Annotated in this window: 16 protein-coding genes; 12 read left to right on the plus strand and 4 right to left on the minus strand. The window is 62.9% G+C overall.

Annotation, left to right across the window (positions count from 1 at the left end; translation table 11 throughout):
* Positions 1-22: 22 nt before the first annotated feature.
* From AC1DVW_RS24285 to AC1DVW_RS24325, 9 genes are all read left to right on the plus strand, one after another.
* A complete protein-coding gene (locus tag AC1DVW_RS24285) occupies positions 23-310 on the plus strand; it encodes a YciI family protein (RefSeq protein ID WP_477273201.1) in 288 nt (95 codons plus the stop codon).
* A complete protein-coding gene (locus AC1DVW_RS24290) occupies positions 307-1,260 on the plus strand; it encodes a heme-dependent oxidative N-demethylase family protein (protein WP_477326479.1) in 954 nt (317 codons plus the stop codon). Before AC1DVW_RS24285 ends, AC1DVW_RS24290 begins: the two co-directional genes overlap by 4 nt.
* The gene (locus AC1DVW_RS24295) at positions 1,244-2,509 is read left to right on the plus strand and encodes a hypothetical protein (RefSeq protein ID WP_477326481.1); all 1,266 of its coding nucleotides are present in this window, start codon (positions 1,244-1,246) and stop codon (positions 2,507-2,509) included. Before AC1DVW_RS24290 ends, AC1DVW_RS24295 begins: the two co-directional genes overlap by 17 nt.
* 249 nt (positions 2,510-2,758) lie before the next feature.
* Positions 2,759-4,204 (plus strand): homospermidine synthase, encoded by a 1,446-nt coding sequence (locus AC1DVW_RS24300; protein ID WP_477326483.1) that lies wholly within the window; start codon positions 2,759-2,761, stop codon positions 4,202-4,204.
* Positions 4,205-4,290: 86 nt separating this feature from the next.
* A complete protein-coding gene (gene omp10, locus AC1DVW_RS24305) occupies positions 4,291-4,668 on the plus strand; it encodes an outer membrane lipoprotein Omp10 (RefSeq protein ID WP_477326485.1) in 378 nt (125 codons plus the stop codon).
* Between the two features lie 204 nt (positions 4,669-4,872).
* Positions 4,873-6,900, plus strand: coding sequence for a 5'-nucleotidase C-terminal domain-containing protein (locus tag AC1DVW_RS24310; protein WP_477326487.1), 2,028 nt, complete (start codon positions 4,873-4,875; stop codon positions 6,898-6,900).
* 158 nt (positions 6,901-7,058) lie between these two features.
* Positions 7,059-8,123, plus strand: a complete 1,065-nt coding sequence (gene hemH / locus AC1DVW_RS24315; protein WP_477326489.1) for a ferrochelatase — start codon at positions 7,059-7,061, stop codon at positions 8,121-8,123.
* Between the two features lie 138 nt (positions 8,124-8,261).
* Positions 8,262-9,212, plus strand: a complete 951-nt coding sequence (locus tag AC1DVW_RS24320) for an SPFH domain-containing protein (RefSeq protein ID WP_477248435.1) — start codon at positions 8,262-8,264, stop codon at positions 9,210-9,212.
* An 81-nt stretch (positions 9,213-9,293) separates the two neighbouring features.
* On the plus strand, positions 9,294-9,758 hold the full coding sequence (locus tag AC1DVW_RS24325; RefSeq protein WP_477326491.1) for an NfeD family protein: 465 nt from the start codon (positions 9,294-9,296) through the stop codon (positions 9,756-9,758).
* A 3-nt stretch (positions 9,759-9,761) separates the two neighbouring features.
* Here the strand turns inward: AC1DVW_RS24325 and AC1DVW_RS24330 are convergent, their stop codons facing one another.
* Positions 9,762-10,763 (minus strand): KpsF/GutQ family sugar-phosphate isomerase, encoded by a 1,002-nt coding sequence (locus AC1DVW_RS24330; RefSeq protein WP_477248439.1) that lies wholly within the window; start codon positions 10,761-10,763, stop codon positions 9,762-9,764.
* Between the two features lie 276 nt (positions 10,764-11,039).
* Here AC1DVW_RS24330 and AC1DVW_RS24335 point away from each other — a divergent pair, with 276 nt between their 5' ends.
* The gene (locus tag AC1DVW_RS24335; protein ID WP_477326492.1) at positions 11,040-12,815 is read left to right on the plus strand and encodes an outer membrane beta-barrel protein; all 1,776 of its coding nucleotides are present in this window, start codon (positions 11,040-11,042) and stop codon (positions 12,813-12,815) included.
* Positions 12,816-12,821: 6 nt separating this feature from the next.
* Here the strand turns inward: AC1DVW_RS24335 and galU are convergent, their stop codons facing one another.
* On the minus strand, positions 12,822-13,724 hold the full coding sequence (gene galU, locus AC1DVW_RS24340; protein ID WP_477273217.1) for a UTP--glucose-1-phosphate uridylyltransferase GalU: 903 nt from the start codon (positions 13,722-13,724) through the stop codon (positions 12,822-12,824).
* Positions 13,725-13,934: 210 nt separating this feature from the next.
* Between galU and AC1DVW_RS24345 the strand changes: the two genes are divergently transcribed.
* Complete coding sequence (locus tag AC1DVW_RS24345; RefSeq protein ID WP_477326494.1) at positions 13,935-15,158, plus strand: lytic murein transglycosylase; 1,224 nt, start codon at positions 13,935-13,937, stop codon at positions 15,156-15,158.
* 54 nt (positions 15,159-15,212) lie between these two features.
* The gene (locus tag AC1DVW_RS24350; protein WP_477326496.1) at positions 15,213-16,433 is read left to right on the plus strand and encodes an SGNH/GDSL hydrolase family protein; all 1,221 of its coding nucleotides are present in this window, start codon (positions 15,213-15,215) and stop codon (positions 16,431-16,433) included.
* Here the strand turns inward: AC1DVW_RS24350 and AC1DVW_RS24355 are convergent.
* Together AC1DVW_RS24355 and gltB are read right to left on the minus strand one after the other, a co-directional pair.
* A complete protein-coding gene (locus AC1DVW_RS24355) occupies positions 16,430-17,884 on the minus strand; it encodes a glutamate synthase subunit beta (protein WP_477248451.1) in 1,455 nt (484 codons plus the stop codon). The genes AC1DVW_RS24350 and AC1DVW_RS24355 overlap by 4 nt on opposite strands.
* A gap of 145 nt (positions 17,885-18,029) precedes the next feature.
* On the minus strand, positions 18,030-22,778 hold the full coding sequence (gene gltB, locus AC1DVW_RS24360) for a glutamate synthase large subunit (RefSeq protein ID WP_477326498.1): 4,749 nt from the start codon (positions 22,776-22,778) through the stop codon (positions 18,030-18,032).
* Positions 22,779-23,012: the final 234 nt, after the last annotated feature.

Raw genomic sequence — 23,012 nt, forward strand, 5'->3', positions numbered from 1 at the left:
CCGAAGCCATCGGGAGAAAAGAATGTTCGTGGTTTCGCTGAACTACAAGGTGCCGCTGACCGAGATCGACCGCTTGGCGCCCGCGCATGTCGAGTGGCTGAAGGCCTGCTATGCCGAAGGCGTCTTTGTCGCTTCCGGACCGAAGAAACCACGAACCGGCGGCATCATCATCGCACGCGGCCCTCGTGACGTACTCGACGCCAGGCTGGCCGCCGATCCTTTCGCCAAGGCAGGCGCCGCTGACTACGATGTCACCGAATTCACGGCAAAAATGACCGCCGCCGCATTGGACGCCTACAAAGAGGCATGAGCGTCCGCCAGCCCACCCACACGCCCTATGACGGCTCCTCGAAGCTCTTCACCATCGGGCTGAAGCCGCTCGACCCCGATAGATGGATCGAGGTCGATGAACACCTCAAACCTTATCTCGCCGAGAAGCGCCGGCTTTATGCGACAATGCCGGACAAGGTTTTTGTCGAGGAGGCAGGCACGCGCGACGCCCAGCGCGAAGTGCTCGAAATGCTCGGCCCGCATCTCACGGCGAAATTTCCCGAGACCTACAGGCGCACAGCGGCGGGGATCGAAGTGATCGACGCGGCAGACAATCTAGCCGGCAGCACCACCGCCAGTTTCAGCGACGCTCCACTTGTCGCGGCCTCCTTGCTTGTCCAGGAAGACCTGATCCTGATGCGGCGCGACGACAGCGGTTGGCGACTGGCCGCCGGCTCGCTGTGCTTTCCCTCGTCATGGTCGCTGACCGAAAAATTCGGCAGGCCGCTGCAGCAGATCCACGCGCCGGTGCCGGGTTTCGGGCCGGGCACGCGTTCGGCCGACCTCATCAACCGCATGTTCGACGGCCTGCAGGGCCAGGCGGTCGAGCGCTACAACTGGTCGATCCAGGCCGACGACGCGCTCTATCATCCGCTGTCCAACGTCGAGCGCATCGATCGCGCCACGAACCGCCCGACCCGATTTCCCGATGGCGACGTCAACGCTCATGCCTTCATCCGCGTCGAGCGGCAGACGCTGCGCAAGCTGCCTGTTTCGCGCGACATCCTGTTCACCATCCGCATCCATCTCGACCCGCTCAAGGTGCTGGCGCGGCATCCCGACAGGGCCACGCTGGCGGCGTCCTTTGCCGCCCAGCTCCAGGCGCTGGATCAGGCGCAGCTTGACTATAAGGGCCTGACCGCCGACCGTGACAGACTGGCGCAAAGCCTGGATATCATGGCTCGGGGGAACAATGATCCATCATCCTAGCAAGCCGGTCGCGCTTGCCTGCGTGCTGTCGGGTCTGGCGACCGCAACGCTGGCCGAGCCGGTGACCTATGCCGGCAAGATCGGACAGACCGACATCGTTGTCGAATTCACCAGCGATCCGTCGGAGCCGGACGGACCACTCGCCGGCCGCTATTTCTACCGCGCGAAAGGTGTCGACATCCCGCTGCAGGCCAGGCCGCTGAAGGGGCGCCGGTTCGAATTGGCGGAGGAGGAAGCGTGCGGCCCCGAGAAATGCGGAGAAGGCCGGGCCGCGCCAGTGGCCGCGATCTGGCGCCTCGCCTCCGCCGATAAGGGCAAGACATTGGAAGGCACCTGGATCGGGAAAAAGACGCGGCCGTTGAAGCTGACCCGGATTGCAGAGCGTGAGCAGACCGAGCCGCCGGCCTCGAGCCCGCTCGATCTCTATAGTTTCACCGGCAGCATATTCTTCAACGATGCGCCGATCACCATGGAAGCGTCGCCCTACGATTATCTACGGCTGGATTTTGCCCTCAGGACTGACGACCCAAAGGCCGGCGACCCACAAACCGGCGAAACAAACGGCTGGCCGGATGCCGCCTATAGCTATGTCGTCGATCCCCGCACCAGATTCACCGTGCCGCGCATCGTCAAACTGTCGGGCGGCGCGCCGGTCGAGGCGGCGAATGCCTTGCTTGAGAATCGGCACCGGCATGCCAGCCTCGGCGCGTTGAGCTGTGCGGCGTTGCGCTACGCCGGCTTTCACGAGGACAGCCCGATCGACAGCATGGATGACGGTTCGCTCGGCGGCTATGAGGACTCGACGTCAGAGGTCAGCTCGCTGACGCCGCAATTGATGAGCTGGCGGGAGTCCGGGACCCTGTTTTGCGGCGGTGCGCACCCGACCATCTATTCGGATACCTACGTGATGGACGTGCGCCGCGGCGTGTTGCTCGGCCTTCAGGATATGTTTTCCGATACGGTCGACGGCAAGCCCGGTCCCTCGCTCATCGCCTTCATCGCGGAACGGCGCAAGAAGCCGACCGATCAGACCCAAATCGATTTCGAAACCGAATGCGGCACCGACGATCTGATCACCGAATATCTGGCGGCAAGCCTCTGGCGCGACGGCGACAAGGAGGTCCTGCTCTTCGGGCTCCAGGGCCTGCCGTATACCATCCAGGCCTGCGGCGACGGTGTGCTGGACCTGCCGGTCTCCGAGGCCCGTGATCTTTTCAAGCCGGAATTCGCAAAATTGCTCGGGCTATAAAGCATGATCCCGAAAAGTGGGAACCGGTTTACTCGGACAAACGGGAACCGTTTTGTCCCAAAGATCATGCTCGAACAATGAGATAGAGCTCCATCCCGATCCATCGGGATGGAACAGGCTCTAGGCGCGACGGCGTCGGGCAAAGCCGGCCATTTCCCGCTTTTTCCTTTATTGTGACAATGATCTATGGTTTGTCGCGCCGCGGCCACGCGGCCGGTGTGAAGCGTTCTTTTGAGGAGTGTTCGATAGATGGCGACTGAAAATTGGCCCGTTTACGGTGAGATCACCGGCCCTGTCGTGATGATCGGCTTCGGCTCGATCGGACGGGGAACGCTGCCGCTGATCGAGCGCCATTTCAAGTTCGACAAATCGCGCATGACGGTCGTCGACCCGCGCGACACCGACCGCAAATTGCTCGATGAGCGCGGCATCACCTTCATGCAGGATTCGGTGACCCGGAAGAACTACAAGAAGCTTTTGACGCCGCTTCTGACCAATGGCGGCGGCCAGGGCTTTTGCGTCAACCTGTCGGTCGACACCGGCTCGGTGGATCTGATGCGGCTCTGCCGCGAGCTCGGCGTGCTTTACATCGACACCGTGGTCGAGCCATGGCTCGGCTTCTATTTCGACGCCAAGGCCGACAATGCAAGCCGCACCAACTACGCGCTACGCGAGTCGATGATCGAGGAGAAGCGCGAAAACCCGGGCGGCGCGACCGCCATCTCCACCTGCGGCGCCAATCCGGGCATGGTCTCGTGGTTCGTCAAGCAGGCGCTGGTCAATCTCGCCACCGATCTCGGGCTGGAGTTTTCCGAACCGGCGCAGCAGGATAGCGAAGGCTGGGCCAAGCTGATGAAGAAGGCCGGCGTCAAGGGCATCCACATCGCCGAGCGCGACACCCAGCGCACCAAGAAGCCAAAGCCGATGGACGTGTTCTGGAACACCTGGTCGGTCGAAGGCTTCATCTCGGAAGGGCTGCAGCCGGCCGAACTCGGCTGGGGCACGCATGAGAAATGGATGCCGAAGAACGGCAAGAAGCACAAGCACGGTTCGCAGGCGGCGATCTATCTGGAGCAGCCGGGCGCCAACACGCGCGTGCGCAGCTGGTGCCCGACGCCTGGTCCGCAATACGGTTTCCTGGTGACCCACAATGAGTCGATTTCGATCGCCGATTTCTTCACCGTGCACGGCAAGAAGGGCAAGGTTCACTACCGCCCGACCTGCCACTATGCCTACCATCCGTGCAATGACGCCGTGCTGTCGCTGCACGAGATGTTCGGCGCCGCCGGCAAGGCGCAACCCGTGCATCACGTGCTCGACGAAAACGAACTGGTCGACGGTGTCGACGAGCTCGGCGTGCTGCTCTACGGCCACGACAAGAATGCCTACTGGTATGGCTCGCAGCTGTCACTGGCCGACGCCCGCAAGCTGGCGCCGTATCAGAACGCCACCGGCATGCAGGTCACCTCGGCGGTTCTCGCCGGCATGGTCTGGGCGCTGGAAAATCCGGAAGCCGGCATCGTAGAGGCCGACGAGATGGACTACAGACGCTGCCTCGAAGTGCAGAGCCCCTATCTCGGACCGGTCAAGGGCTACTACACCGACTGGACGCCGCTCGATAACCGCCCCGGCCTGTTTCCCGAAGACCTCGACAAGAACGACCCGTGGCAATTCCGCAACATCCTCGTTCGATAGCGTTTCCCCTAGGCATGCCTCACTGCCTTGCAATCGCCCGGAAATCGGGCGATTGAAGGGATGCGGACTGAGGAGAGGATTCTCACATGACGATTGCGCGCAAAGTTCTTTCGATGGGCGTGGCCGGCGCCTTGGCGACGATGCTTGCCGCCTGCGTCACCGGCGGCCCTGACGAGCCACCAATCGCCTCTGCGGCGAAGGGGGTCGAAGGCTCGTGGCTGAACGCCGAAGGCAACGCGGTGTCGACATTGAATGGCGGAAATTTCACCACGGTTTCCGCCGAGACCGGCGAGAAATTTGCCGACGGCAGCTATTCCAAGACCGGGCCCACCTCGGTCGAGATCAACGGCACCTCGTTGATCCGGCAGCAGACGATAGCCTTCAACTGTCTGCTGGTATCCATCAATCAGCTCAATTGCACCAGCGCCGCCGGGCAGAACTTTGTGCTGACAAGACGCGGCTGAGCCCGATCCCGCAAGGGTTAGCAAAAGGCGGCGGCACGATGCCCGTCGCCTTTTTTATGTCGGCAAACCGATCCCGATTCCGTTCGCCCTGATTCTTCTTGCATCGCCAGAAACGCGATGTGAACATGCCCGAAAAGCTGGCTGTTATGCTCCAGTCAAGCAAGAGCGTTATACGCCTCTGGTCAGGCCATCCGGGAGACGAAGATGAAGAAGTTTGCTGCCATTGCCGCTCTGTCGGCATCCACGCTCGGCCTGTCGGCCGGAGCATCCTTTGCCGACTACACGTTGAACATCCTGCATTTCAACGACTGGCACAGCCGCATCGAAGGCAACAACAAATACGAGTCGACCTGCTCGGCCGAAGAAGAGACCAAAGGCGAATGCATCGGCGGCGCAGGCCGGCTGGTCACAGCGATCGCCCAGGAGCGCAAGAAGCTCGAAGGCCAGAACGTGCTGCTGCTCAATGCAGGCGACAGCTTCCAGGGATCGCTGTTCTACATCACCTACAAGGGCACCGCGGAGGAGGAATTTCTCAATCAGATCAAGCCCGACGCGGTGACGCTCGGCAACCACGAGTTTGACGATGGCGAGAGCGCGCTGGTGCCTTACCTGGACAAGGCGAAGTTCCCGATCGTCAGCGCCAATGTCGTGGCCAACGACAAGTCTGGCGCGGCGGGCAAGATCAAGCCGTCGATCGTACTTGAGGTCGGCGGCCAGAAGATCGGCATCATCGGCGCCGTGACCAACGACACCCCGGAGCTCGCCTCGCCCGGCCCCAACATCACCATCGCTGATGACGTCAAGTCGATCACGGCCGAGGTCGAGAAGCTGAAGGGAGAAGGCGTCAACAAGATCATCGCGGTGACCCATATCGGCTACAAGCGTGAACGCGACGTCATCGCCAAGATCCCGGGCATCGACATTGTCGTCGGCGGCCACAGCCATTCGCTTTTGTCCAACACCGACCCGAAAGCGGAAGGTCCCTACCCGACGATGGTCGACAATCCGGACGGCTACAAGGTTCCGGTCGTCCAGGCGGCGTCCTATTCGAAATATCTCGGCGAGTTCAAGATCGTGTTCGACGACAATGGCGTCGTCAAATCGGCCAGCGGCGACCCGATCTTCCTCGACAAGTCGATCACGCCCGATCCCACCGTGCTTGCCCGCATCAAGGAGCTTGGCGCGCCGATCGAGGCGTTGAAGAACAAGGAGGTGGCCGAGACCACCAAGGCGATCGACGGCAGCCGCGAAAACTGCCGCGCCCGCGAATGCGAGATGGGCAATCTCGTCTCCGACGCGATCCTCGACCGGGTCAAGGGCCAGGGCGTCGAGATCGTCATCTCGAATGGCGGCGGCCTGCGCGCCTCGATCGACCAGGGCACCGTCACCATGGGCGAGGTGCTGACCGTGCTGCCGTTCCAGAACACGCTGGCCACCTTCCAGATTTCCGGCAAGGATCTGGTTGCCGGGCTGGAAAGCGGTCTCAGCCAGCTCGAGGATGGCGCCGGACGCTTCCCGCAGGTGGCAGGTCTCAAATATTCCTTCGACAAGTCGGTCGCGCCCAATGCCGGCCGCGTCAAGTCGGTCGAGGTCATGGAAGGAGGCGCCTGGACGCCGATCAATCCGGACAAGGACTATCTGGTCGCCACCAACAACTATGTCCGCCAGGGCGGCGACGGCTACAAGATCTTCGCCGAGAAGGCCAAGAACGCCTATGACTACGGTCCGGGCCTCGAACAGGTGGTTGTCGACTATCTCGGCGCGCATAAGCCCTACACGCCAAAGCTCGACGGCCGCATCACCGAGATCGCCGCCACGGTTGCCGCGGCGCCAGCGGCTCCGGCCGCAGAACCGGCAAAGCCGGCGGAACCCGCGCCGGCGCCCGCCGAGCCCGCGCTGCCTGCACCGCCGGCAGGCTCCGGCGATATCGCGGCAACGCCGCCAACCGTCCCGGCGGAAACCGCACCTGCGACGCCGGCACCCGCCGAACCGGCCAAGCCAGCCGAGGCTGCCCCGGCGACACCAGCACCGGCTCCTGCCGAGCCGGCAAAGCCGGCCGAGGCCGCTCCCGCTGAAGCCAGCCATGTCATCGTCGCCGGCGATACCTATTGGGACCTGGCCAAGCAGGCCTATGGCGACGGCACCAAGTGGAAGGTGATCTCCGAGGCCAACAAGGGCTACGAGCCACGCCGGCTTCCCGTCGGCGCAACCTTGACCATTCCGCCAAAATAACAGCGCTTCGCGCCTTGCGACTGGCAAAACCCGTCCGGGAAACCGGGCGGGTTTTCTGCTTTCAGGGTAAGGTGCGGCCAGACGCAGCATTGAAAACTCGCGCCGCATCGCTAGTTTCGCCGCGACATCGCCGGTTTCGCGGTGTCGGGAGACCTTTTATGACGCTTTCCACGCCTGTCGATCCCAAAGCCGCGAAGGCGCTTGGCCCGCTGCCGGCAGGACATCCCTCAGTCAGAAGCGGCAAGATCGGCGTCATGCTGGTCAATCTCGGCACGCCCGACGGTACCGATTTCAAGCCGATGTGGCGCTATCTCAGGGAATTCCTGTCCGATCCGCGTGTCATCGAACTCAACAGGGCGATCTGGTATCCGATCCTCTACGGCCTCGTTCTGACCACACGGCCGAAGAAGTCCGGCGCCAACTACGCCAGGATCTGGAACCGGGAGCGCAACGAGTCTCCGCTGCGCACCTTCACCCGCGCCCAGGGCGAGAAACTTGGCCAGGCGTTGCACGACCTGCCCAACGTCGCCGTCGACTGGGCGATGCGCTACGGCAATCCTTCGACCGAGAGCGTCGCCAAAAAGCTGGTCGAGCAAGGCTGCGACCGCATCCTCTGCTTCCCGCTCTATCCGCAATATTCGGCGACGACGACGGCGACCGCCAACGACCAGCTGTTTCGCGCGCTGATGAAGATGCGGGCAGCCCCAGCCATCCGCAGCGTGCCGCCCTACTATGACGAGCCAGTCTATATCGAGGCGCTCGCCCGTTCGATCGAACAGCATCTGGCGTCGCTCGACTTCGAACCGGAGGTCGTCATCGCCTCCTATCACGGCATTCCAAAACCCTATTTCGAAAAGGGCGACCCCTATCACTGCCATTGCCTGAAGACGACGCGTCTGCTGCGCGAACGGCTCGGCTGGAGCGACAAGAAGCTGATCACCACCTTCCAGTCGCGCTTCGGCGCACAGGAATGGCTGCAGCCCTATACCGACAAGACGGTCGAGAAGCTCGGACAGGACGGCGTGAAATCAATCGCCATCGTCAACCCTGGTTTCTCCGTCGACTGCATCGAGACACTGGACGAAATCGGCCGCGAGGCGGCCGAAACCTTCCATCACGCCGGCGGCGAAAAATTCGCCCATATCCCTTGCCTCAACGACAGTGTGGAAGGCATGGCGATGATCGAAGCGATGGTGCGGCGCGAACTGTCGGGTTGGATCTGAAGCCGACGCCTCTCGCAATCAGCTGTGCATAGATAATCAGCGATCACCAGATTGTAACATTGCTGAAACACACTTAAGTGTTTGGTGAAGTCGGTTGCACGGAAGCGTCTCCGTGGCCGGCATCTGAGGGAGAACCAAATGGACTTCAGTGGTTTCGGCATTGCGATTGGTGCACTTGCCTTTCTGGTATTGGTGCTTCTTATCAAAGGCATCAGGACAATCCCGCAAGGCTACAATTATACGGTTGAGCGCTTCGGTCGCTACACCAAGACACTGAGCCCCGGCCTCAATTTCATTACGCCGTTCGTCGACCGTATCGGCGCCAAGATGAACATGATGGAGCAGGTGCTCGACGTTCCGAGCCAGGAAATCATCACCCGCGACAACGCCATAGTGGGTGTCGACGGCATCGCCTTCTACCAGATCCTCAACGCGGCGCAGGCAGCCTATCAGGTCTCAGGCCTGCAGAACGCCATCCTCAACCTGACGATGACCAACATCCGTACCGTCATGGGCTCGATGGACCTCGACGAACTGCTGTCCAACCGCGACGCCATCAACGAGCGCCTGCTGCGCGTCGTCGACGAGGCGGCGCACCCGTGGGGCATCAAGATTACCCGCGTCGAGATCAAGGACATCAACCCGCCGGCCAATCTCATCGAATCGATGGGCCGCCAGATGACCGCCGAACGCAACAAGCGTGCGCAGATCCTCGCCGCTGAAGGTCTCAAGCAATCGCAGATTCTGGAGGCCGAGGGCCGCAAGGAAGCCGCCTTCCGCGACGCCGAGGCGCGCGAGCGTTCGGCCGAGGCCGAAGCCCGCGCCACGCAGGTCGTGTCGGAAGCCATCTCCAAGGGCGACGTGCAGGCGCTCAACTACTTCGTGGCGCTGAAATACACCGAAGCGATGGGCAAGATCGGCACCGCCAACAACAGCAAGGTCGTGCTGATGCCGATGGAGGCCTCGGCGCTGATCGGCACGCTCGGCGGCATAAGCGAGATCGCCAAGGAGGTGTTCCGCAGCGAAGGCACTGCCGGCGCCGCGCGGCAGGCCGCCCGCCCACCGGTGGTTCGCCCAAGCGATAACTGAGATCATTGGAGCATGATCCCGAAAAGTGGGAACCGGTTTTCGGAAAAGATCATGCTCGACAGTAAATAGGAGCGCACTCCCATGTTCGACCGCATCATTTCCGAACTCGGCCCGTGGAACTGGATGGTTCTGGGCTTCGTCCTGCTGGTGATGGAAGTCATCGCGCCAGGCATCTTCATGCTGTGGATCGGTATTGCCGCGCTGCTGATCGGCGTGGTCTCACTGCTGATCTGGGATACCGGCTTCTGGACTTGGGAAATCCAGGTTCTCGCCTTCCTGGCGCTGTCGCTGGCCTCTGCCTTCGTCGGCAAGAAGCTGGTCGGCGGGCGCAATGACACGACCGACCAGCCGCTGCTTAACCGCCGCGGCGCCCAGATGGTCGGCAAGATGGCTACCCTTGCCGAACCGATCAAGGACGGCCGCGGCCGCATCAAGCTCGGCGACACGCTGTGGCGCGTCTCCGGTCCCGACCTGCCGGCCGGCACGCAGGTGCGTGTAGTCAGTTCCGCCGACACAGATCTGGAGTTGACGGTCGAGCGGGTCTGAATTTCAGGCCGCGCCGATGCGCAACAGGTCGTGGAAATGAACCACGCCCAGCGGCATGTTGTTTTTGGTCACCACCAGCGCGCCGATATTGTAGTCGTTGAGGAGCGCGATCGCCGTACCGGCTAGCGTCTGCGGATCGATCGTCTTGGGCGTGCGGGTCATGACCTCATCGACGATGACGTTGGCCAGGTTACGGTGCAGATTGCGCGCCACGTCACCGTCGGTGATGATACCGGCCAATTCACCATTCGTATCGACGATCAAGACGCAGCCGACCTTCTTCTTCGACAGCGTCATGACCGCTTCCGGCATCTTGGTGCCGAGCACGGCCAGCGGAATCTGGTCGCCGACCCGCATGATCTCGGAGACCATGGTCAGATTGGCGCCGAGCTGGCCGCCGGGATGGAAGGTGCGGAAATGGTCCGGGGTGAAGCCGCGTGCTTCGAGCAGCGCAATGGCCAACGCATCGCCGATCACCAGTTGCAGCAGCGTCGACGTGGTCGGCGCAAGGCCGTGCGGGCAGGCTTCGGGCGCGCGCGGCAGCAACAGCACCACGTCCGCCTCGCGCGCCAGCGCCGATGTCTCGCCGGCGGTGATCGCGACCAGCGGGATCGAGAAACGCCTGGAATAGGCGATGATGCCGTTGAGCTCCTTGCTCTCGCCCGACCACGACATGGCGATGATGGCGTCGTCCCTGGCGATCATGCCGAGGTCGCCGTGATTGGCCTCGGACGGATGGACAAAGAAGGCCGGCGTGCCGGTCGAGGCGAGCGTCGCGGCGATCTTGGAGCCGATATGGCCACTCTTGCCGACGCCGGTGACGATGACGCGGCCTCTGGCCTGCGACACGATATCGACGGCGCGCGCGAACGGTTCGGACAGCCCATTTTCGAGCGCCGCGGCCAGAGCCGCCACACCGGCCTGCTCGGTTGCCACCGTCCTGAGCGCCGATTCTATCGAAGCTTGCTTGTTCAGCCGCTTCTTTTCTGGGGATCCCGCATGCATGGCTGATGCGATTAGCGCTTTGGCGCTCGCCTGTCCAACAGAAATGCCACCTCACGCCTGTCGCCCAAAGGCCTGCCCCGGGCCTGAACCAAGGCCATGCAGCGGTTTTGGGATGGCGAGCTGCACGAAAACAGGAAGCTTGAAGCGCGCCGCATGAATCCCTTCGGACATCAGCGCCTTAAGGGTCATTGGCCCGCCGCCTCAACCCTCCGTTAACCATCCCCATTTACGGTTCGGTAAGTATGGCGCGCTTGCGCCGCGCAAGCAGTGGTGACGATGTCGCGGGCCCAGCCTGAAAGCAAAAGAGGTCGAAACGGCAAAGCCATCAGCGCACTGCTGCTGGCGGCCAGCGCTTTCGCTTTGCTGCGGCCAACACCGCTTTGCGCTCAGGAGACCGAGCTGCGCGGCGAGGTTTCGGAATCGGCGATCCTGTTTGACCAGCAGCGCAAGGTGAGACAGCTGAGCGCCGCCGGATCTCAAGATCAGGCAGCAGCCGATGCAGCCGCTCAGGCCAACCCGCCAACCCCGACGACCTATCTGCCGGCAAGTGCCGGCGCCGTGCCGGATGACACCGGCGCCACGCCCGCGACCGGCAGCATCTTCGATCCGCTGGCGGCCAGCGATGGCAGTTTTGGCGACAATCCACCCCCAGCTAAGCCGCGCCGGCCGTCGACCGCAAAACAGCGCGCCGCCGATGCGGACAAGGCTAAAGACAAGGCCGCCGACAAGAAGAAGCTCGGCAAGGCAACGGACCCTACCACGACCGGAACCACTTCGACCGACGCAGCGGCAGACGACACCGACCAGGACACAGCCAATCGCCGTGCCCTCACCGTCGACAGCGCCGACCGGCAGAAGCTCGATCCCGGCGCCGAGCGCACCGGCTCCATCGAGGGCCTGAAGAAGAAGCCCGAAGAAGATCCCTACGCCGCACCCGGCATCAAGGTTGGCTCCTTCCTGCTCCGGCCGACGCTTGAGCAAGGCGTGACCGCAACGTCGAATGCCGATTCCAGCAGTGGCGGGACGTCGGCAGTGCTGTCCGAAACAGCGCTGCGTTTTTCCGCCGCCTCTGACTGGCGCGAGAATTCGGCGGTCATCGACGGATACGGCAACTTCCGCAACACCATTTCGGGCAAGAAGATCAATGAAGGGCGCGGCCGCATCGAAGGCACCCTAAACGTCGATCTCGACAATGAACTGCGCGCCATCGCCAAGCTCGGCTACGAAATTGCGCCGGAATCAGCCTCCTCGCCCGACGCCATTGCCGGTGTCAAATCGCAGCCGATCCGCCAGACCATCGACGGCAGCTTGGGCGTCGAGAAGGACGTCGGCAAGCTGCGCTTCGCGCTGACCGGCGCGGTCTCTCACGACATCTATGGCGACGCCGAGCTGACAGACGGCACCGTGCTGTCGCAGAAAGACCGCGACTCGACGCTGTATACCGCCACCTTGCGCACCGGCTACGAGATTTCGCCTGCCATCACGCCTTTCGCCGAGGTCGAAGTCGGCCGCCGCGCCTATGATCTGCGCGTCGATTCGGGCGGTTTCGAACGGTCGTCCACCCGCCTCGGCGCGCGTGCCGGCGTCGAACTCGACATGGGCGAGGAGCTGACCGGCGAATTCTCGGCCGGCTGGCTCCGGGAAGCGATCGACGACGACCGTCTGGCGGCGATCTCCGGCGCAACCGTGAATGCAGACCTCAAATGGTCGCCCGAGCGCGGCACCATCATCGGCCTCACTGGGAAGACCACCGCCGAAGGCACCACGGCCGCCAACGAAAGCGGCGATATCCTCTATTCCGGCCGCCTCACCGGTGAGCGGCAGATTCGCGCCAACTTGACTGGAAACGCGGCTCTCGGCCTCGACTGGCGCGATTACACCGGCTCCGACGGGCACGACCTGACGCTGAGCGCCGAGGCCGGCCTGACATGGTGGCTGAACCGCTATGTCGGCCTCACCAGCCGCGCCCGCACCGAAAAGCTGACCAGCAACCTGCCCGGGCGCAACTACACCGCCAACAGCATCTACCTCGGCCTGAAGCTGCAGCGGTAGGAAGTCTTAAGCGGCGCCGCGCCGTTCCGACGGTTTTATCTCATCGAGCAGCGTGCGGATGACGCCCGACATGTTCTCGTTCATGTCGCTGCGCCACAGCGCGAAAGCCACATTGGCCTCGACGAACCCTTCCGGCGAACCACAATCGAAGGTGCGGCCCTGGTAGTGGTAGCCATAAAAAGGCTGCTGCTTTTCCAGTTTCAGCATCGCGTCGGTGAGCTGGATCTCGTTGCCGGCGCCCTTTTCCTGGCCTTCGAGAATGCCAAAGATCTCGGGCTGCAGGATGTAGCGGCCGTTGATGTAGAGATTGGACGGTGCGGTGCCGGTCTTCGGCTTCTCCACCATCTCGGTGATGCGGAAACCGTGATGCGTATCCTCGCCGCGGCCGACAATGCCATATTTGTGCGCCTCGGCCGGGTCGCATTCCTGCACGGCGATGATGTTGTTGCCGGTCTCCTCGTAGAGCTCGACCATGGCCTTCATGCAGCTCTTTTCCGACTGCATGATCATGTCGGGCAACAGCAGCGCGAAGGGCTCGTCTCCGACCAGTTCACGCGCGCACCAGACGGCATGGCCGAGCCCCATCGGCACTTGCTGGCGGGTAAAGCTCGTCTGTCCCGGCGCCGGCTGGAGGCGCTGCAGGCGGGCGAGCTGGTCATCCTTGCCGCGCTGCGCGAGCGTGTCATAGAGCTCGAACTGGACGTCAAAATGGTCTTCGATGACCGCCTTGTTGCGGCCGGTGACGAAGATGAAATGCTCGATGCCGGCCTCGCGCGCCTCATCGACAACATACTGGATGACCGGTCTGTCGACGACGGTCAGCATTTCCTTCGGGATGGCCTTGGTGGCCGGGAGAAACCGCGTGCCGAGACCGGCGACCGGGAAAACTGCCTTGCGAACTCTCTTCATGCTGTCAATTATCCGTTTGAGGGCCTGCTCCGCAATCCCGCTCCGAGACATTTTCACGCCGGAATCGAGGATTACGGAAGGACTGGTGAGAAACTGGCAGTGCGTAAAAGCAACGACGCGTCTTTTCGTTCCCAACGGCTCCTATGGTAAACTAATTCCTAACCGGGTTCGGCGATGAATGATCTTCCTGAGATAATGAAGGAGGAAAAGATGTCCGTTCGCAATGCCGCAAAACTTTTCACCAGCGTCATGACGGCCGCCAGCCTCTCGCTTGCCTTGCTGATGCCGGCCGGACCGGCTTTTGCCGATGCCGGCTTCCGGCAATGGGTCGCCGGCTTCCGCGCCACAGCCGTGCAAGGCGGCGTTTCCGGCGCCGTCTATGACCAGGCGTTCAAGGATATCAGGGATATCGACCCGGTGGTGCTGGAAAAGGCGCGCACGCAGCCTGAATTCACCGCGCCGGCCTGGGATTATTTTGACAACCGCGTCCATGACCAGTCGGTCGCCGTCGGCCAGCAGATGGCGAAGAAATGGAAGCCGTGGCTCGACCGGATCGAGGCAAGGTTCGGTGTCGACCGTGACATCCTGCTTGCCATCTGGTCGATGGAATCGAACTATGGCGAAATCCTCAAGCGCGACGACATCATGCGCAATGTCGTGCGCTCGCTGGCGACCTTGGCCTATGCCGACCCCAAGCGGGGGAAATTCGCGCGCACCCAGCTGATCGCGGCGCTGAAGATCCTGCAGACGGGCGACATCGATGAAAGCCATCTGAGCGGATCCTGGGCGGGCGCCATGGGCCACACCCAGTTCATTCCGACCAGCTATCAGCACTATGCCGTCGACATGGACGGCAATGGCAAGCGCGACATCTGGAATTCAATCCCCGATGCGCTGGCGACCGCCGCCAATTTGCTGAAGAAGAATGGCTGGCAGGCCGGCAAGACCTGGGGCTATGAAGTCACGCTGCCGGCCGGCAAGCTTCCCGGCGGCGCGAAGACACTGACGCAATGGCAGGCGCTCGGCGTCGTCAGGGCTAATGGCAAGCCGTTCAAGAACGTTGCCGACAAGGCGACACTGAAGGTGCCGGACGGCCGCGGTGGCCCAGCCTTCCTGATGATCAAGAATTTCTCGGTCATCAAGGCGTACAACAACGCCGATAAGTATGCGCTGGCCGTCGGCCTTCTTGCCGACGAAATCGCCGGCTCCAGCGGTCTCGTGCAGGACTGGAAACGGCCCTTTACCAAGCTCAGCTTCGAGGAAAGGCAGGAGCTGCAGAAGCGGCTTTCGCAGCACGGGCTTTACGACGGCAAGTTCGACGGCAAGATCGGTGATGGCACCAAAACAGCCATCATGACCTATCAAGCAAAGGTCGGCTTGACCCAGGACGGGTATCCGAGCATGGAAGTGCTCAAATGGCTCCGACAAAAATAGAGCCGCCGCGCGATCCCGATTTCGGGGGTCATGCGCCAGGGATGGAGAGGGTGATTGGTTTCGGTCGCGCGTATCCGGGTCATCGTCCGTCGCATGCCGATCCTGATTCTGGCCATTGCCGTTCTGGCAGTCGCCGCCGCCAGCACCTTTCACACGCCGGCCATGGCGCAGGAACAGCAAACCCGGGGTTGGTCGCTGCGCGACCTGTTGTTCCCGCGCAGAAGTGAGCGGGTCGAGCCGCCGCTCGACATCCAGAAGCCGCAGCCCAAGCCAAGAAAGAAGGCGCCTCGCCCACCGGCCGAACCGGCAATACCGATTGTCGAGAAAACACCGGATGCTCGTGTGGTTCTGGTGGTCGGCGATTTCATGGCAAGCGGCCTTGCGGAAGGCCTCGATACTGCCTTTGCCGAAAATCCCGGCGTCAGGATCGTCGTTCGCGCCAACGGTTCGTCCGGTTTCGTGCGGGATGATTTCTACAACTGGCCCGAACAGATCAAGTCGTTGATCGAGACCGAGAAGCCCGCGGTCGTGGTCGTCATGCTCGGCTCCAACGACCGCCAGCAGATGCGCGTCAACGATGTGCGCGAACAGCCGCGATCCGAGAACTGGACCAAGGAATATGAACGCCGTACCGATGCGCTGGGCAAGGCCATAGCGTCGACCAAGGTGCCCTTCCTGTGGGTTGGCATGCCGGCTTTCCGGGTGCCGAGAATGACTTCCGACATGCTGGCCTTCAACGACATCTATCATTCGGCGGCCGAAAGCGGTGGCGGTGAGTTCGTCGACATCTGGGATGGATTCGTCGACGAGAACGGCGCCTTCGTCACCACCGGACCTGACATTAACGGCCAGGCGGTGCGCCTGCGCTCCGATGACGGCATCAACGTGTCGAAGGCCGGCAAGCGCAAGCTCGCCTTCTATACCGAAAAGCCATTGATGAAGATCCTTGGGCTGACGGCACCCGGCGGTGTGGTGACGGCGTCCGCGCCGGCTGGCGCCCCGGTCGAAGTGCCGTCGCCGGCCGCCGCCCCCATCGTGGTCGACCGCACCGTGCCGATGCTGCTCAGCGATCCGGCGCTCGACGGCGGTTCGGAACTTCTCGGTGCAGCGCCACCGACGACAAAGGCGGATGTGAACCTGCCCGGCGAAAAACTGGTCGTCGAGGGCAAGGCGCCCGCTGCCTCGCCCGGCCGCGCCGACGATTTTTCCTGGCCGCCCAAGACCCAGCCCGCGACAGCGGCCGCCGGCGACACGACGACGGCGATCAACCCTTAGCGGGGCAGAACAGTCGATCCCATCAGTGCCTCGTCGATCGAGCGCGCCGCCTGGCGACCCTCACGGATCGCCCAGACGACCAGCGACTGGCCGCGACGCACGTCGCCCGCCGCATAGAGCCTGTCGACGCTGGTCTTGTAGTCGCGATCGTTGGCCTCGACGTTTTTCGAACGGCGGCTGTCGGTTACGATCTTCATCTGGCCATCCAATTCCGACACCAGTCCGGCGGTGGTCGGCCCGGCAAAGCCGATGGCGATGAAGGCGAGATCGGCGCGGATGACGAATTCGGTGCCGGCGATAGGCTTGCGCTTGTCATCGACCTCACAGCATTTGACGCCGGTCAGCTGGCCCTCTTCGCCGATGAATTCGAGCGTCGCCACCTGGAATTCGCGCTCAGCGCCTTCCGCCTGCGACGACGAGGTGCGCATCTTGGTTGCCCAGTAAGGCCAGACCGAAAGCTTGTCTTCCTTTTCCGGCGGCTGCGGCCGGATGTCGAGCTGGGTGACGCGCACGGCGCCCTGGCGAAAGGCGGTGCCGACGCAATCGGAGGCGGTGTCGCCGCCGCCGACGACGACGACGTGCTGGCCGCCGGCGACGATCGGCCCCGAGTGCCACGCCACCGACTGGATCGGCTCGCCGCCGACGCGCTTGTTCTGCTGCACCAGATACGGCATCGCATCATGCACGCCGTCGAGATCGTCACCGGGAATGCCGGCCGCGCGCGGTGTTTCCGAACCGCCGCAATAGAGCACCGCATCATATTCGGCGAGCAGTTCGCTGACCTTCTTGTCGACGCCGACATTGACGCCGCAATAGAACGTCACGCCCTCGCCCTGCATCTGCTCGATGCGCCGGTCGATATAGTGCTTCTCGATCTTGAAGTCGGGAATGCCGTAGCGCATCAGCCCGCCCGGCCGGCTCTCGCGCTCATAGACATGGACGTCATGGCCGGCGCGGCCCAACTGTTGGGCAGCTGCCATGCCGGCCGGTCCCGAACCGATGATGGCGACGCGTTTTCCCGTCTTCTTTTCCGGCGGATAGGGCCGGATATGACCGGTCTCATAGGCCTTGTCGGCGATCGCCTGCTCGACGGTCTTGATGGCGACCGGAATGTCCTCAAGGTTCAGCGTGCAGGCTTCCTCGCAAGGCGCCGGGCAGATACGGCCGGTGAACTCAGGGAAATTGTTGGTCGAGTGCAGGTTGCGGATCGCATTGTCCCAGTCGCCGTTGTAGACGAGGTCGTTCCAGTCCGGGATCTGGTTGTGGATAGGGCAGCCGGTCGGCCCGTGGCAGAACGGAATGCCGCAATCCATGCAGCGCGCGGCCTGTTTCTCGACCTCCTTGTCAGACATCGGCAGCGTGAACTCGCGGAAATGCCGGATGCGGTCGGAGGCCGGCTGGTACTTGTGCACCTGCCGGTCGATTTCGAGAAAGCCTGTTACCTTGCCCATAGTCCAGTTCCTGCTGTCCAGATGGTGCGGTTTTCGCCGCACCCGTTAACCTCTTGAGGCAGCCATGGCAACCTTGCGCCCGAGGTCAAACTTTCGATGAAGGTGTGGGCCGGGAAACCCTGGGGCCTCCCGGCGATGCATCAGTCTATTCCGCCGCCACGCCCATGCGCATGCGTTCCATCTCGATCAGCGCACGGCGGTACTCGACCGGCATGATTTTCCGGAATTTCGGCCGGAAAGTCGTCCAGTCGTCGAGGATCTCGCGACCCCTGACCGAGCCCGTGTAATGCACATGGTTCGAGATCAGCTGGTAGAGTCGCTCCTCGTCATGGCTGGTCATGTCGCCGGAGACGTCGACGCGGCCCTTGTGGTCGAGGTCGCCGCCGTGATGGAGCAGCTTTTCCATCAGATCGTCTTCTTCCGGCACCGGCTCCAGTTCGACCATCGCCATGTTGCAGCGCTCGGCGAAATCGCCTGCCTCGTCCAGCACATAGGCGACGCCGCCCGACATGCCGGCGGCGAAGTTGCGGCCGGTCTGGCCGATGACAACGACGATGCCGCCGGTCATGTACTCGCAGCCATGGTCACCGACGCCTTCGACGACGGCCGCAACGCCCGAATTGCGCACCGCGAAACGCTCGCCAGCGACACCCGCGAAATAGGCCTCGCCCTCGGTTGCGCCATAGAGCACCGTATTGCCGACGATGATGGAGTCCGCCGCGACGATCTTGGCCTCTTCCGGCGGCCGGATGACGATGCGCCCACCAGACAGGCCCTTGCCGACATAGTCGTTGGCCGCACCGACAAGCTCGAACGAAATGCCGCGCGCCAGGAAGGCGCCGAACGACTGGCCGGCGGTACCGGTCAGCTTCACCGAGATCGTGTCTTCGCGCAGGCCCTTGTGCTTGAAGCGCTTGGCCACCTCGCCTGACAGCATGGCGCCCGTCGAACGGTCGACATTCCGGATGTCGACCTCGATCTTGACCGGCAGCTTGCTCTCGAGCGCCGGCTTGGCCAGTTCGATCAGCTTGCGGTCGAGCACGTCGTCGATCGGATGCTTCTGCCGTTCGGTCCAGTGCACGGAAGCATGCGGCGCATCGGGCTTGAAGAACATCTTCGAGAAATCGAGGCCCCGCGCCTTCCAGTGCACGATCAGGTCGCGCTTTTCCAGAAGGTCGGTGTCGCCGATGATCTGGTCGATATGGGTGTAGCCCATCTCGGCCAACAGCCCGCGCACCTCTTCCGCCACATAGAAGAAGAAGTTGATCACGTGTTCCGGCGTGCCCTTGAAGCGCTTGCGCAAGACCGGGTCCTGCGTCGCGACGCCGACCGGGCAGGTGTTGAGGTGGCACTTGCGCATCATGATGCAGCCGGCCGCGATCAGCGGTGCGGTCGAGAAGCCGAACTCGTCGGCGCCAAGCAGCGCGCCGATGATGACATCGCGACCGGTACGCAACCCGCCATCGACCTGCAGCGCCACGCGCGCTCGCAGACCGTTCAGCACCAGCGTCTGGTGGGTCTCGGCGAGACCCATTTCCCACGGGCTGCCGGCATGCTTGAGCGAGGTCAGCGGCGACGCGCCGGTGCCGCCATCATAGCCGGAGATGGTGATGTGGTCGGCGCGCGCCTTGGCGACGCCGGCCGCAACCGTGCCGACGCCAACTTCCGAGACCAGCTTGACCGACACGTCGGCCGCCGGATTGACGTTCTTCAGATCGTAGATCAGCTGCGCCAGATCCTCGATCGAATAAATGTCGTGATGCGGCGGCGGCGAGATCAGGCCGACGCCCGGCGTCGAATGCCTCACCTTGGCGATCGTCGCATCGACCTTGTGACCTGGCAGCTGACCACCCTCGCCGGGCTTGGCGCCCTGCGCGACCTTGATCTGCATCATGTCCGAGTTGACCAGATACTCCGCCGTCACGCCGAACCGCCCGGAGGCGACCTGCTTGATCGCCGAGCGCTCGGGGTTCTTGCCGCCGCCCGGCAGCGGCAGATAGCGGTCGGCCTCTTCGCCGCCCTCGCCGGTGTTCGACTTGCCGCCGATCTGGTTCATGGCGCGCGCCAGCGTGGTGTGCGCCTCGCGCGAGATCGAGCCGAAGGACATCGCCCCGGTCGAGAACCGCTTGACGATGTCGGCCGCCGGCATGACCTCATCGAGCGCGACCTTCTTGCGGCCGCTCTCTTCCGCCAGCTTGATCCTAAACAGGCCGCGAATGGTCTGGGCGCGCGCCGTCTCGCTGTCGATCTGGGCGGAATAGTCCTTGAACGTTTCCCACGAGCCCTGACGCACGGCGTGCTGCAGGGTGGCGACTGCGTCGGGCGACCAGATGTGCGCTTCACCGCGCATGCGGAACACGTATTCGCCGCCGACCTCGAGGCTGTTGCGCAGCACCGGGTCATTGCCGAAACCATCGGTGTGGCGGCTGAGCGTCTCGACCGCGATCTCGTCCAGTCCGACGCCCTCGATCAGCGTCGCGGTGCCGGTGAAGTATTGCTGCACGAAATCGGTCTTCAGCCCGATGGCGTCGAAAATCTGCGCGCCGCAATAGGACTGGTAGGTCGAGATGCCCATCTTGGACATCACCTTGAGGATGCCCTTGCCGATCGACTTGATGTAGCGCGAGACCACTTCGTAGGCGTCGACTTCCTTCGGCAGTTCGCCACGCTTGTGCATGTCGGTGAGCGTGTCGAAGGCAAGGTAAGGGTTGATCGCCTCGGCGCCATAGCCGGCAAGGCAGCAGAAATGATGCACTTCGCGCGGCTCGCCCGATTCCACGACCAGACCGACCGAAGTGCGCAGGCCCTTGCGGATCAAATGGTGGTGCACCGCGGCCGTCGCCAGCAGTGCCGGGATGGCGATGCGGTCCGGCCCGACCTGGCGGTCGGACAGGATGATGATGTTGTAGCCGCCGGCGACCGCCGCCTCCGCCCGCTCGCACAAGCGGTCGATGGCGCCTTGCATACCGGCTGCGCCCTCGTTCGAGCCATAGGTGATGTCGATCGTCTTGGTGTCGAAGCGGTCCTCGGTGTGACCAATGGAGCGGATCTTTTCGAGATCGCCATTGGTCAGGATCGGCTGGCGCACTTCCAGCCGCTTGCGGCGTGAATTGCCGACCAGGTCGAAGATGTTGGGCCGCGGCCCGATGAAGGACACCAGGCTCATCACCAGCTCCTCGCGGATCGGGTCGATCGGCGGGTTGGTGACCTGGGCGAAGTTCTGCTTGAAATAGGTGTAGAGCAGCTTCGACTTGTCCGACATTGCCGAGATCGGCGTGTCGGTGCCCATCGATCCCACGGCTTCCTGGCCGGTGGTCGCCATCGGCGACATCAACAGCTTGGTGTCTTCCTGGCTGTAGCCGAACGCCTGCTGGCGATCGAGCAGGCTGACGTCCCGGCGCAATTCGCGCGGCTCGACCGGCTTCAAATCTTCAAGGATCAGCTGCGTGTTGGCGAGCCAGCTCTTGTAGGGATGCTTGGTGGCGATCTCCGACTTGAGCTCCTCGTCGGAGACGATACGACCCTTCTCGAGGTCGATCAGCAGCATACGGCCGGGCTGCAGCCGCCACTTCTTGACGATCCTCTCTTCCGGCACCGGCAGCACGCCGGCTTCCGAGGCCATGATGACGCGGTCATCGTCGGTGACGATGTAGCGCGCCGGGCGTAGTCCGTTGCGGTCGAGCGTGGCGCCGATCTGGCGGCCATCGGTAAAGACCACCGCAGCCGGTCCGTCCCACGGCTCCATAAGGGCGGCATGGTATTCGTAGAAGGCCTTGCGGTCGGCATCCATCAGCTTGTTGCCGGCCCAGGCTTCGGGGATCAGCATCATCATGGCGTGGCTGAGGCTGTAGCCGCCCTGGAACAGGAACTCGAGCGCGTTGTCGAAACAGGCTGTGTCGGACTGGCCCTCATAGGAGATCGGCCACAGCTTCGAGATGTTGTTGCCGAACAGTTCGGAATCGACCGACGCCTGGCGCGCCGCCATCCAGTTGTTGTTGCCGCGCACGGTGTTGATCTCGCCATTGTGGGCGACCATGCGGTAGGGATGCGCCAGCTTCCACGACGGGAAGGTGTTGGTCGAGAAGCGCTGGTGGACGAGGATCAGCGCCGTCTCGAAGCGCGGGTCCTTGAGATCCTTGTAGTAGGCGCCGACCTGGTAGGCCAGGAACATGCCCTTGTAGACGATGGTGCGCGCCGACAGCGATACGCAGTAGGAACCGATGTCCTTGTTGTCGTTCTCGGCGTAGATGCGGCCCGATATGACCTTGCGCAGCAGATAGAGCCTGGCCTCGTACTCCTCGTCGTCGGTAATGTCGGCCGTGCGGCCGATGAAAATCTGCCGATGGAACGGCTCGGACGCGACGATATCAGGCGCCTTCGACAGAGACGAATTGTCGACGGGCACGTCACGAAAACCGATGAGCGGAAGCCCCTCGGACTGCGCCGATTCGGCGATGATGTCCTCGATGTGGGCGCGCAGTGCTGCATCCTGCGGCATGAACCAGTGCCCGACGCCGTATTGACCGGCCGGCGGCAGTTCGATGCCCTGGGCTGCCATCTCTTCGCGGAAGAAACGGTCCGGAAGCTGCACCAGCACGCCGGCGCCATCGCCGACCAGCGGATCGGCGCCGACGGCGCCGCGATGCGTCAGGTTTTCGAGCACGGCGAGGCCGTCCTTGACGATCTGGTGCGACTTCACGCCCTTCATGTTGACGATGAAGCCGACGCCGCAGGCATCATGCTCGTTGCGCGGATCATAAAGGCCCTGCGCGGCAAAGCCGTTGGCGGTTCGGCCAATAGTGGTCAGGCCAGTGGTGATAGACGCATTTTTGACGGCTGCCGCTTTCGTCTGCGCGGCCTGGCCGTTCGTCGCAGAGAGCGTCATGTCCGTCATCGTCCTGTCCTCCGTTCCCAGCCGTTCGGGCGCTGGTTTGCCTCGGGAAGCGCTTGGCTCCCCCTTGATCCTTGCGGCACGTCTTGCGAAATCTTGGGCTGAACCATGCGGCTTTCCACACGGTTCGTATCTGGTATTCGTACAGGCCAGAGCCAGTCTGTCTACCTGTCGCTCGCGGCAACGGCCGGAGAGGCCCAACGATACGCCAATCCAGCCTGTTTTGTGCGACAAAAT

The organism is Mesorhizobium sp. P3_B5, from assembly GCF_056402815.1.

Coding starts and splice junctions, on each gene's coding strand:
- hemH (WP_477326489.1), top strand. CDS start 7,059: ATGACGCTTTCCACGCCTGTCGATCCCAAAGCCGCGAAGGCGCTTGGC.
- AC1DVW_RS24330 (WP_477248439.1), bottom strand. CDS start 10,763: ATGCATGCGGGATCCCCAGAAAAGAAGCGGCTGAACAAGCAAGCTTCG.
- AC1DVW_RS24335 (WP_477326492.1), top strand. CDS start 11,040: ATGTCGCGGGCCCAGCCTGAAAGCAAAAGAGGTCGAAACGGCAAAGCC.
- AC1DVW_RS24295 (WP_477326481.1), top strand. CDS start 1,244: ATGATCCATCATCCTAGCAAGCCGGTCGCGCTTGCCTGCGTGCTGTCG.
- AC1DVW_RS24310 (WP_477326487.1), top strand. CDS start 4,873: ATGAAGAAGTTTGCTGCCATTGCCGCTCTGTCGGCATCCACGCTCGGC.
- AC1DVW_RS24320 (WP_477248435.1), top strand. CDS start 8,262: ATGGACTTCAGTGGTTTCGGCATTGCGATTGGTGCACTTGCCTTTCTG.
- AC1DVW_RS24345 (WP_477326494.1), top strand. CDS start 13,935: ATGTCCGTTCGCAATGCCGCAAAACTTTTCACCAGCGTCATGACGGCC.
- AC1DVW_RS24285 (WP_477273201.1), top strand. CDS start 23: ATGTTCGTGGTTTCGCTGAACTACAAGGTGCCGCTGACCGAGATCGAC.
- AC1DVW_RS24325 (WP_477326491.1), top strand. CDS start 9,294: ATGTTCGACCGCATCATTTCCGAACTCGGCCCGTGGAACTGGATGGTT.
- AC1DVW_RS24355 (WP_477248451.1), bottom strand. CDS start 17,884: ATGGGCAAGGTAACAGGCTTTCTCGAAATCGACCGGCAGGTGCACAAG.
- gltB (WP_477326498.1), bottom strand. CDS start 22,778: ATGACGGACATGACGCTCTCTGCGACGAACGGCCAGGCCGCGCAGACG.
- galU (WP_477273217.1), bottom strand. CDS start 13,724: ATGAAGAGAGTTCGCAAGGCAGTTTTCCCGGTCGCCGGTCTCGGCACG.
- AC1DVW_RS24300 (WP_477326483.1), top strand. CDS start 2,759: ATGGCGACTGAAAATTGGCCCGTTTACGGTGAGATCACCGGCCCTGTC.
- AC1DVW_RS24290 (WP_477326479.1), top strand. CDS start 307: ATGAGCGTCCGCCAGCCCACCCACACGCCCTATGACGGCTCCTCGAAG.
- omp10 (WP_477326485.1), top strand. CDS start 4,291: ATGACGATTGCGCGCAAAGTTCTTTCGATGGGCGTGGCCGGCGCCTTG.